We start from the raw sequence: 10,547 nt of genomic DNA, 5'->3' as shown, positions 1-10,547 counted from the left end.
ATGTCCTTGGCCTTGTGCCCCGGCTTGTGTTCGGCGCCGGCCTGCGCCAGCGGCAGCACCATCGCGGCGACGACGGCGAGGCCAGCGACAGCCTTAAGCGATTTCGACATTTTCCGTCACTCCGTCGGGATGCACGAGCCAGGTCTGGATGCCGTTGTTGTGGTACACGGAGTTGACGCCGCGGATCTTGCGCAGCTCCGCCTTGGTCGGCTGCACATAACCGGTCTCGTCGATCGCGCGCGATTGCAGCATCAGCTCCTCGCCGTTCCAGTCGAAATCGACGTAGAACCGCACGATCGACTTGTTCAGCACCGGGCCGTCGATCCGTGCCTCGTACCAGTTGCGGCCGCCGTCCATCGACACGTCGACACGCTTGACGGTGCCGCGGCCCGACCAGGCGATGCCGGTCAGCACGTTGCGGCCCTTGAACTTCAGCGGCGCCTGCGGCGACGGCGAGGTGATCACGCTCTTGGCGTCCATCACGAAGGTGTACTTGCGCGCGCGGCCATCTGGCATCAGGTCGGTGTACTTCGACGTCTCCTCGCGGGTCTGCCACGGCATGTCGCCGACCTCGATGCGGCGCAGCCATTTCACCCAGAGATTGCCCTGCCAGCCGGGGATCACCGCGCGCAGCGGATAGCCGTTCTCCGGGCGCAGCGCCTCGCCGTTCATCGCATAGGCGATCATCACGTCGTCGAGCGCCTTCTCCAGCGGCAGCGACCGATCCATCCCGGCGCTGTCGGCGCCTTCGAGCAGCAGCCATTTGGCGTTCGACTTGACGCCGGCCTGCTCCAGCAGCGTCTTCAACGTGACGCCGGTGTACATCACGTTGTGGATCATGCCGTGGGTGAACTGGCAGCCGTTGAGCTGCGCGCCGCGCCACTCCATGCCGGAATTTGCCGCGCACTCCAGGAAGTAGATCTTGTTGATGCGCGGCATCCGCTTGATGTCGTCCATGGTGAACACCAGCGGGGTGTCGACCAGGCCGTGGATCATCAGCCGGTGCTGCGCCGGATCGATCTCGGCGATGCCGCCGTGATGCCGCTCGAAGCAGACGCCGGACGGGGTGATGATGCCGTCGAGCGCATGCAGCGGGGTGAAGTTCACCGAGGATTCCGGCGAGGCGGTGAGCCACGACACGTCGCGGCGGATCACGTCCTTTTCGAATTTCGACGGCACGCCGTAAGGCCGCCGGTCGACGCCGTCACCGAGATAGCGATTCCAGTCTTGGATCTCGGTGATCGCCGGATCCGGCGTCGGCGCCGGGCCGGCCTTGGCCAGCGACGGCAGCATCGCCCCGGCGCCGGCGAGGCCGGCTGCACCAAGTCCGGCCGCGCCGAGAAACCGCCGGCGATCGAGGACGTCGGATTTGGGCTTCTCACTCATGCCGCTTGCCTCTCTTCTATCGGGATACGTGAATATGTGGAGCACGGCTGCGTGCCGTCGCGGCGCGGGTTACGCGCCGGAGACCTTGACCGCACTGTTGGGGTCGATCTTCACCGCGCCGGCGGCGGCGACGTGCTTCTCCAGCACCTCCCAGATCGGCGGCCCTTCGGTGCCCTGGTTGACGCTGGCCCAGCCCGACACCGTGTACTTCTTCGACGCCTCGATCGGTTTGCCGGTCGCCAGATGCGTCATGTTGGAGATGCGCGAGCCCATCTCCTTGGAGACGTCGATCGCGTAGCCCATGCCGCCGGTGCGCACCATGTCGCCGCCGCCCTGATAATAAGGGTCGGGATGGAAGATATTGTCGGCGATGTCCTCGAGCACGTTCTTGAGCTGCTCGCCGGTCATCTCGGTGCGGTAGCAGTTCGGATAGGTGATCGCGGTGGCGTTGGTGATCGCCTCCCAGGTGATGCTCTCTTCTGGCAGCAGCGTGCCGCCCCAGCGGAAGCCGGGCGACAGCGCGATCTCGGTGTCGCGCTGCTTCAGCATCGCGTCGCAGATCAGATCGTCGAAAGTGCCGTTGAAATTGCCGCGGCGATACAGCAGCGAGTCGGTCTTGCCGACGACGCGCGCGAGATCCTTGGCGTAAGGCGCGCGCAGCTTCTCGACCAGTTTGGCCATCTCCGGGTCAGGCGCGATCGCATCCGCAAACACCGGCATCAGCTTGAAGCGGATGTCGGCGACCTTGCCGCCCTCGACCTTGATGTCGAGCCGCGACACGAATTTGCCGTGAGAGCCCGACGCCACCAGCACGGTGTCGCCGACCTTGACCACGCCGGGCATCGCGTCATGGGTGTGACCGGTGAGGATGACGTCGATGCCCTTCACCCGCCCGGCGAGCTTGCGGTCGACGTCGAAGCCGTTGTGCGACAGCAGCACCACGACCGCAGCGCCCTCGGCGCGGGCATCGTCGACCTGCTTCTGGATGTCCTCCTCGCGGATGCCGAACTCCCAGTTCGGGAACATCCAGCGCGGATTGGCGACGGCGGTGCGCGGCAGCGCCTGGCCGATCACCGCGACCTTGACGCCGCCGCGTTCGAAGGTCTTGCGCGCCTCGAACACCGGCTCCTGCCATTCGACATCGCGGACGTTCTGCGCCAGGAAAGCGAACGGCGCCTTCTCGGCGATCTCCTTGACCCGGTCGGCGCCGTAGGTGAACTCCCAGTGCCCGGTCATCGCGTCGATCTTGAGCCCGGCGAGCGCGTCGACCATGTCCTGGCCGTTGCTCTTCAGCGAACTCCAGCTTCCCTGCAGCGCATCGCCGCCGTCGAGCAGCAGCACCTTGTCGTCACCGCGCTCGGCGCGCACTGCCTTGACCAGGGTCGCGATCCGGTCGAAGCCGCCCATCTTGCCGTAGTTGCGGGCGAGCGCGGTGAAATCGTCGGCGGTCAGCGCGAATGCGTCCGGCGAGCCGGTGGCGATGTGGAAGTAGTTGCGGAATTCCGCGTCGGTGAGATGCGGCGGCTTGCCCTTGACCTCGCCGACGCCGAGATTGACCGAGGGCTCGCGGAAATGCAGCGGCACGAGCTGGGCGTGGGTATCGGTGATGTGCAGCAGCGTCACCGTGCCGAGCGGATCGAATTTCAGGATGTCGCTCTGGGTCAGCCGCTGCTGTGCCGCCACCCGCCCGATCGGCCCCAGGCCGCCGGCGACCGTCAGCGCCGATGCGGCGGCCGTCGCCTGCAGGAATTCCCGCCTCGAGATCATCGTTTCATCCCTTGCTTCGCGCCGCGTTGGGCACCGCCGCGATGATGCGCGGCTGTTGGTTCGGGTCGCAGCTCCGCGTTCCGGGAGCCGATCCGGCTCCCGGTGGTCTGCGACGGATAGTTAGGTCGTGACGTTGGTCGCGATCAGGCGACGGTCAGCTTGTGCTTGGATTCGTACACCGAGCCGTCATCGTCCTTCCACAGGAAGGCGAACTCGCCGCTCTCCGACGCCTTGTAGAAGAACGACTGATACGGATTGGCGGAGATCGCCGGATTCCACTCGGCCTCGAACACCATCTTGCCGTTGAACTGGGCCGTGAAGGTGTTGATGATCTTGCGCGGCACGATCTTGCCGGACGCGTCCTTGCGCTGACCGGATTCCATTTCGTGCGAAATCAGCGTCTTGATTTCGATCAGTTCGCCCGGCTTGGCCTGGGTCGGAACGCGGACGCGCGGGGTCGGTTTGACGGACATTGGAATTTCCTCGCCTGATTTTGTTGCCGTTGCCGGACTAGCCGCCGCAGCCGCCGATGGTGACCTTCACGCTCGACTTGGTCGAGTACAGCTTGCCGTCCGACATCTCCGCGATGCAGATGATGTTCTGGGTCTGCGCCAGCCGCATCCGGGTCGAGGCCGAGGCTTTGCCGCAGGCCGGAGTGAACTTGTAGCTGACGATGCCGGGCTGCGGATTGCCGTCGGCGAACACGTGTACCGCCTTGACGTAGTCCGCATCGGTCATCGGGCTTTCGACGTCGACGGTGATCGGCACCACCAGGCCGTTCTCGGCGATCTCCGGCACGTCGAGCTTGATCTTGCCGCTGTCGAACTTCTTGTCGCCGTACAGTTTCTTGATCTCGGCATCGACCATCGCCGCGTCGGCGAACGACATCCGCGGCGCGAGCAGTGCGGCAAGGCCGGCGATCCCCGCCAGCGCCAACGCCTCGCGACGACTCGTCTCGGTCTTCATGAACACCATTGGACTTCCTCCATCAGGGAGTCTTTCGCTTCCCTTGCCATACTAACGCTTGACGATTGCAAGCGCGATCGGTCATGATCCGCAAACATCATTATATTGTTTTTCTTGAATGTAAAGATGCCGGGCCCGCGCCGAGGTATCACCGACCGCAACTCACAAGACGGTCATCGGAGGGAGGAACCATGAGACCCATCACCGCTGTATCAGCGGTGATCGGAATTGTGCTCTGCACAATACCGATCGTCGCCAAGGCGCAGGACGCCAGCGAGAAGGAGATCGAGCGCTACCGCGAGATGATCTCCGATCCGATGTCGAACCCCGGCTTCCTCGCGGTCGACCGCGGTGAACAGCTCTGGGCGGAGAAGCGCGGCACCAACAATGTCTCGTTGGAAAGCTGCGATCTCGGCCTCGGTGCCGGCAAGCTCGAAGGCGCTTTCGCGCAACTGCCGCGCTACTTCAAGGACGCCGACCGGGTGATGGATCTCGAGCAGCGCCTGCTTTGGTGCATGCAGAACATTCAGGGGCTCGACACCAAGGACGTGGTGGCGCGCCGCTTCTCCGGTCCCGGCAAGATCTCCGACATGGAAGACCTGGTGGCGTTCATCGCCAACAAATCCAGCGGCATGAAGATCCAGCCGCAACTCAGCCATCCTAAAGAACAGGAAATGGCCGCGGTCGGCGAGGAGCTGTTTCACCGGCGCGGCGGCGTGATGGATTTCTCGTGCTCGACCTGCCACGGCGCCGAAGGCAAGCGCATCCGCCTGCAGGGGCTTCCCTACCTCGCCGGGCCCGGCAAGGACGCGCAAGTGACGATGGCGAGCTGGCCGACTTACCGCGTGTCGCAGAGCGCGCTGCGCACTTTCCAGCACCGGATCTGGGACTGCTATCGCCAGCAGCGCTGGCCGGCGCCCGACTACGGCTCCGACGGCATCACTGCCCTGACGCTGTATCTCAACAAGATCGCGGCGGGCGGCGACCTCGCCGTGCCGTCGATCAAGCGCTGAGGGGGCGAAGCCATGATGAAGTTGCATGTTTCGATGCTGGCGCTCGCCCTCGGCGGCGCGCTGTGCTGCACGGCGCCGGGTCTCAGCCGGGCCGCCGATCAGGCGATCCCCGCCAAACCAGCCGGCCCGATGAGCAAGGCGGCGGACAAGGCTGCGAAGCCGGCGGCCGCACCGGCCCCCGCCAAGACCGCGGCGGCCGCACCGACGGTCTCGACCGACACCGTCGACGCCTACATCAAGGCAACCTTCGGCAAGGCGCCGACAGACTGGCAGCAACGCATCGTCCCCGACGAGACGATGCAGGCCTGCAACAAATATCGCAACGACGTGCCGCACGATGTCGGCGACGCCATCATGAAGCGCGAGATCACCAGGGTGGCGTATCCGGCCGACGGCAAGTTCCTCGGCGACTGGAAGGCCGGCGCCAAGATCGCCAACAACGGCCAGGGCGGCCAGTTCTCCGACAAGCCGGAAACGGTGCATGGCGGCAATTGCTACGCCTGCCACCAGATGGCCAAATCCGAAGTGTCGTTCGGCACGCTCGGCCCGAGCCTCACTCACTACGGCAAGGACCGCAACTACACAGAAGCCGAGATCAAGCAGGCCTACACCAAGATCTACAACTCGCAGGCGGTGGTGCCCTGCTCCAACATGCCGCGCTTCGGAACCAACGGTTTCCTCACCGAACAGCAGATCAAGGACGTGATGGCGTTCCTGTTCGATCCGGAATCCCCGGTGAACAAGGAATAGCCGACAGTAAGGGCTCGATCCGATGACCAGATACATGCTCCCGGCGATCGCACTGATCGCCGGCGTATCGCTCGCCACCCTCGCCCGCGCCGACGACGCGCTGGTGACCACCAAGTCGCTGAGCCCGGAGCTGGCGCTCGACGCCGCCAAGGCGGCGCTCGGCGAATGCCGCAAGCAGGGCTTCCAGATTGCGGTCGCGGTGGTCGACCGCAGCGGCCTGCCGCAGGTGATGCTGCGCGACCGCTTCGCCGGCGCGCACACGCCCAGCACCGCGGCCGGCAAGGCGTGGACCGCGGTGTCGTTCAAGACCGCCACCGGCGAACTGGCCAACATGACCAAGCCGGGCATGCCGCAATCCGGCCTGCGCGACCTGCCCGGCGTCGTCGTGCTCGGGGGCGGCCTGATCATCGAAGCCGCCGGCTCGCTGGTCGCCGGCATCGGCGTCTCCGGCGCCCCCGGCGGCGAAGCCGACGAGGCCTGCGCCAAGGCCGGCATCGACGCGATCAAGGACCGGCTGGATTTCTGACGCCACACCGCGTCATTCCGGGGCGCGCGCAGCGCGAACCCGGAATCCCGAGGTTAGTGTGCGCGGTGGCTTCCAAGCCGTGCCTGCATCAGATTCCGGGTTCGCGAGCTACGCTCGCGCCCCGGAATGACGAGTTGCTACACCGGCCGCTTTAGCCATTCGGTGAACGGCATCGACTGATAGCCCTTCTGCCGGACGTATTTGAACATCGCCAGAAACTCCGGCGGCTCGAGAAGGCCGGGCATCCGGGCGACTTCGCGGTCCTGCGGCTTCCTGGCGGCGAGGCCGGCGGTGCTCTCGGGGAAGAACTGCAGCGTCGGGGTGAAGCGGATGCCGTAGGCCTGCGCAAACGCCTTCTCGCTCAGCTTGCTGCCGTCGACATCGGTGACGTCGCGGGCGCCGATGTGGTTGAGGTGCAGCACCTCGAAATTGTCACGGATGTAGCTCTCGATCTCCGGATCGCGCATGTGCACCTCGTGCAGCTTCTTGCACGCCGGGCAGCCCTTGAGGCCCCATAGAATCGCGAAGCGCTTGCCCCTGGCGGTGGCGGCTTCGAGATCTTCCTTCACGTCGAGAAAGCTCTGCAAATACCAGTCGAGCTGATACAGCCCATCGTCGCCGAGCACCGGCACTGCTGCGGCCGCCGGCGCGGTGCGCAGCGACAGCGCGCCGAGCGAACCAAGGCCGAGCGCGATAGCGCCGCGGCGCGAGACTCCCGTCGTCGTCATCACCTGTCCTCCCTGTTGCCGGGCGTCGTCAGCCGATCTCGCCGATCGCGGGAAAGGTCTGCAGCAGCCACCCGGAGATCTTCGGCATCGCGCCTGTGAGAAACAGCACGCCGGTCAGCACCAGCGCCCCACCCATCACCTTCTCGACCGTTGCCATCTGCGCCCGCAGCCGCGCCATCAGCCGGATGAACGCGCCGGAAAACAGCGACGCCAGCAGGAACGGCAGTCCGATCCCGAGCGAATAGGCGCCGAGCAGCACCGCGCCGTGCGCCGCCGAGCCCTCGACCCCGGCGACCAGCAGGATCGTCGCCAGCACCGGGCCGACGCACGGCGTCCAGCCGAATGCGAACGCCAGCCCGACCACATAGGCGCCGACAAAGCCGACGCCGCGGCGGACGTTGTGAAACCGGGCCTCGCGATACAGCAGGCCGATCCGGAACACACCGAGAAAGTGCAGTCCGAGCACGATGATGATCGCGCCGGCGACAATGCCGAGCGTGTCGAAATGATCGGTCACCGCCTTGCCGATCGCCGACGCCGACGCGCCGAGCGCGACGAACACGGTGGAAAAGCCGAGCACGAAGGCGGCCGACGACGCCACCACCCGCCAATCGATCGCCTTGGCCGGCTGGTCGCCGCCGCGGGTGAGCTGGTCCAGGCTGACGCCGGCCAGAAAGCACAGATACGGCGGCACCAGCGGCAGCACGCAGGGCGACAGGAACGACAGCACCCCTGCCCCGAAGGCGCCGACCATCGAGATATTCGAAACCACCGCGTTTCCGCCCCTGGAATAAACATGCTCTGGAACAAACATGCGAATTCGTCTATATGTATCACATCATGAGCCGGAAGATGCTGAAATCGACTCTCATCGGCGCGATTCTGTTTGGTGCGGTGCAGCTCATGGCTGCGGCGTCGCACGCGGCCGAACTGGTGATGTTCGAACGCGACGGCTGCGTCTGGTGCGCGCGCTGGGACCGCGACGTCGGCCCGATCTATCCCAAGACCGATGAGGCCAAGCTGCTGCCGCTGCGCCGCATCAATATCGACCATGCCAAGGATCCCGGCCTCGGACTGTCGAGCCCGGTGCGGTTCACGCCGACCTTCGTGGTGATCGACCAGGGCCGCGAGGTCGGCCGCATCACCGGCTACATCAACGACGATGCGTTCTGGGGCCTGCTCGGCGCGCTGGCCGCCAAAGTGACGCCGCCGCCGCGGCGCGGCCACACCTGATATGCTATATGCTGCATATACTGCAGAAGACATGCCGCAACGCCAACTGAAACGATAAGCTGATCGCCATGACCTCGATCCTCGAACCCGATATCGAGAGCGAACTCCGCGACGGCGCGGAATACTCGCCCGAGCTCGACATGCTGATGCGCCGGGCGCGCAAGGCCAGCAATTTCCTCAAGGCGGTGTCGCACGAGAACCGGCTGCTGCTGCTGTGTCTGCTCGCCGAACGCGAACGCTCGGTCAGCGAACTGGAAAACATCCTGTCGCTGCGACAGTCGGCCGTGTCGCAGCAGCTCGCCCGGCTGCGCTACGACGGCATGGTCGATACAAGGCGGGACGGTAAGACCATTTACTACAGCCTCGCCAACGACGACGTCCGTCGCGTGATCTCGGTGATCTATGATATCTTCTGCTCGTCCGCGAGGGACGGCCAGAAGTAAGCCGCCCCTCGCGGCACGCTAACAAGAAGCGGACGCAGGCGCGCATCGAACGCCTGCGCGCAACCGAGGGAACCCCATGCAGGACGCATCCGCCTGGATGCTCGCGCTGGCCGGTCTGTGCATCGGCGTCACCGCCGGTTTCTTCGTGCGGCTGGCGCGGCTGTGCTCGTTCGGCGCGGTCGAAGACGCGCTGATGGGCGGCGACACCCGCCGCCTGCGCATTTTCGGCCTGGCGCTCGGCATCGCACTGCTTGGTACCCAGGCGCTGGTGATTGCCGGCCAGCTCGACCCCGATCAGTCCAACTACACCGCGCCGGCGCTGCCGCTGGCCTCGATCGCGATCGGCAGCGTGCTGTTCGGCGTCGGCATGGCCTTCGTCGGCACCTGCGGCTTCGGCTCGCTGGTGCGGCTCGGCACCGGCGATCTGCGCAGCTTCGTGGTGATCCTGGTGCTCGGCGGCGCGGCCTATGCGACGCTGCGCGGGATGTTCTCCGGCGTCCGCATCACGGTGCTGGAGCGGTTCGCCGTGACAATGCCGGACGGGGTCAGTACCGACTTCGCCGCGCTGACCCGATACTACACCGGGATCGACCTGCGGGCGCTGATCGCCGCGCTCGGCGGCGGCGTGCTGTGCCTGATCGCGCTCGGCGACAAGCGGCTGCGGCGGACGCCGCGCCTGCTCGCCTCCGGAGTCACGCTCGGCGTGCTGACGGTGATCGGTTGGCTCGCCACCACCCGGCTCGCCGATCCGTTCGCCGGGCCGGTGCATCCACAGAGTCTGACCTTCGTCTCGACCATCGGCAAGGCGGTGTATGCCGGGCTGCTCAACGTCGGCAACTTTGCCGATTTCGGCGTCGGCACGGTGTTCGGCGTGGTCGCCGGCTCGTTCCTCGCCGCCTGGCGCGCCGACGAACTGCGCTGGGAGGCGTTCGACGACGATCACGAGATGCGCCGCCACGTCGCCGGCGCGGCGCTGATGGGGGTCGGCGGCATCCTGACCGGCGGCTGCACCATCGGCCAGGGCATCACCGCAGGCTCGATGCTGGCGCTGTCGTGGCCGATCGCGATTCTCGGCATGATGCTGGGCGCCCGGATCGGCATCGCGGTGCTGGTCGACGGCTCGCCGCGCGAATTGCTGCGGCGCCGGCTCGACGCCTGGCGCGAATGGCTGCGGCGGCCGCAGCCGGCGGTTACGGCCGCAAATAAGCCCAGCCGTCGCCCTGCAGCTCCATCAGACGCACCGCACCAGACGGCACCGCACTCGCTTGCGGAATGAGATTGACGGCGTGGCCTTCGCGCTTCTCCATCCCGGTCTTGGTGTTTTCGCAGGCCGCGAAGGCGATGCTGGAGGGGAACGCGCCCTCGGCGATCTGCTTGATGCGGTCCTTCACCGGCGATGAATCGGAGCGCAGCATGTGCAGTCCGGGGCCGAAGGTGACGACCTCGACCTGAACGTCCTCGTTCTTGGCCTTGTAGTACTCGATGATGTTGGCGGCATTGTTCAGCGCCAGGTTCATCACCGCCGGATCGTTCTGGTCGACCTGGATCGCGACCCGGTGCGCCTTGGCGTCGGCGGCAAAACCAGGGGCCGCGGTGACCGTCAGCAACGCCACAGCGACGGCAGCCTCGAACAGCGACTTCATCGTGATCCTCCCCGGTTGTTGTTTGACGTGAAAACTAACCACGCCGATCGCCGCTGTCACCAAAGGATGACCGGGGACCAAGTGATCACGTT

The 10,547-nt window shown here is 65.9% G+C and carries 13 protein-coding genes; 6 read left to right on the top strand and 7 right to left on the bottom strand.

The features are described from left to right. Positions 1–93: 93 nt before the first annotated feature. The 4 genes from soxC to soxY form a co-directional block, all read right to left on the bottom strand. Positions 94–1,386 carry a sulfite dehydrogenase gene (gene soxC / locus DU475_RS10975; RefSeq protein WP_013502838.1) on the bottom strand — a complete coding sequence of 431 codons (1,293 nt, stop codon included), beginning with the start codon at positions 1,384–1,386 and terminating at the stop codon, positions 94–96. A gap of 69 nt (positions 1,387–1,455) precedes the next feature. After that, complete coding sequence (soxB, locus tag DU475_RS10970; protein WP_164632175.1) at positions 1,456–3,153, bottom strand: thiosulfohydrolase SoxB; 1,698 nt, start codon at positions 3,151–3,153, stop codon at positions 1,456–1,458. A gap of 143 nt (positions 3,154–3,296) precedes the next feature. Then, on the bottom strand, positions 3,297–3,626 hold the full coding sequence (gene soxZ / locus DU475_RS10965; protein ID WP_013502840.1) for a thiosulfate oxidation carrier complex protein SoxZ: 330 nt from the start codon (positions 3,624–3,626) through the stop codon (positions 3,297–3,299). A gap of 37 nt (positions 3,627–3,663) precedes the next feature. Beyond that, positions 3,664–4,128, bottom strand: a complete 465-nt coding sequence (gene soxY / locus DU475_RS10960) for a thiosulfate oxidation carrier protein SoxY (protein ID WP_013502841.1) — start codon at positions 4,126–4,128, stop codon at positions 3,664–3,666. A gap of 182 nt (positions 4,129–4,310) precedes the next feature. On the opposite strand from soxY, the gene soxA reads away from it, so the two are divergent. From soxA to DU475_RS10945, 3 genes are read left to right on the top strand one after another with little or no spacing between them, the layout of a single operon-like run. Beyond that, complete coding sequence (gene soxA / locus DU475_RS10955; protein WP_013502842.1) at positions 4,311–5,132, top strand: sulfur oxidation c-type cytochrome SoxA; 822 nt, start codon at positions 4,311–4,313, stop codon at positions 5,130–5,132. Positions 5,133–5,144: 12 nt separating this feature from the next. Then, positions 5,145–5,882 (top strand): sulfur oxidation c-type cytochrome SoxX, encoded by a 738-nt coding sequence (gene soxX, locus DU475_RS10950; protein WP_164632174.1) that lies wholly within the window; start codon positions 5,145–5,147, stop codon positions 5,880–5,882. 22 nt (positions 5,883–5,904) lie between these two features. Beyond that, a complete protein-coding gene (locus tag DU475_RS10945; RefSeq protein WP_205524327.1) occupies positions 5,905–6,408 on the top strand; it encodes a GlcG/HbpS family heme-binding protein in 504 nt (167 codons plus the stop codon). A 137-nt stretch (positions 6,409–6,545) separates the two neighbouring features. Here the strand turns inward: DU475_RS10945 and DU475_RS10940 are convergent, their stop codons facing one another. Both DU475_RS10940 and DU475_RS10935 read right to left on the bottom strand, forming a co-directional pair. Beyond that, complete coding sequence (locus DU475_RS10940; RefSeq protein ID WP_164632173.1) at positions 6,546–7,136, bottom strand: SoxW family protein; 591 nt, start codon at positions 7,134–7,136, stop codon at positions 6,546–6,548. Between the two features lie 28 nt (positions 7,137–7,164). Beyond that, positions 7,165–7,908, bottom strand: a complete 744-nt coding sequence (locus DU475_RS10935) for a cytochrome c biogenesis CcdA family protein (RefSeq protein WP_164632172.1) — start codon at positions 7,906–7,908, stop codon at positions 7,165–7,167. Between the two features lie 56 nt (positions 7,909–7,964). Here DU475_RS10935 and DU475_RS10930 point away from each other — a divergent pair, with 56 nt between their 5' ends. The 3 genes from DU475_RS10930 to DU475_RS10920 all read left to right on the top strand — a co-directional run bounded on the left by DU475_RS10930 (position 7,965) and on the right by DU475_RS10920 (position 10,088). Then, on the top strand, positions 7,965–8,369 hold the full coding sequence (locus tag DU475_RS10930) for a thioredoxin fold domain-containing protein (protein ID WP_013502847.1): 405 nt from the start codon (positions 7,965–7,967) through the stop codon (positions 8,367–8,369). Between the two features lie 68 nt (positions 8,370–8,437). Then, positions 8,438–8,812 (top strand): ArsR/SmtB family transcription factor, encoded by a 375-nt coding sequence (locus tag DU475_RS10925; protein WP_013502848.1) that lies wholly within the window; start codon positions 8,438–8,440, stop codon positions 8,810–8,812. 76 nt (positions 8,813–8,888) lie between these two features. After that, complete coding sequence (locus DU475_RS10920; protein ID WP_047308429.1) at positions 8,889–10,088, top strand: YeeE/YedE family protein; 1,200 nt, start codon at positions 8,889–8,891, stop codon at positions 10,086–10,088. Here DU475_RS10920 and DU475_RS10915 read toward each other — a convergent pair. Continuing rightward, complete coding sequence (locus DU475_RS10915; protein ID WP_164632171.1) at positions 10,003–10,455, bottom strand: DsrE family protein; 453 nt, start codon at positions 10,453–10,455, stop codon at positions 10,003–10,005. The genes DU475_RS10920 and DU475_RS10915 overlap by 86 nt on opposite strands. Positions 10,456–10,547: the final 92 nt, after the last annotated feature.

The sequence above is a fragment of the Rhodopseudomonas sp. WA056 genome, from assembly GCF_010906995.1.
Classification (GTDB): domain Bacteria; phylum Pseudomonadota; class Alphaproteobacteria; order Rhizobiales; family Xanthobacteraceae; genus Rhodopseudomonas; species Rhodopseudomonas palustris_G.
This window is presented reverse-complemented; position numbering and strand designations above follow the sequence as displayed.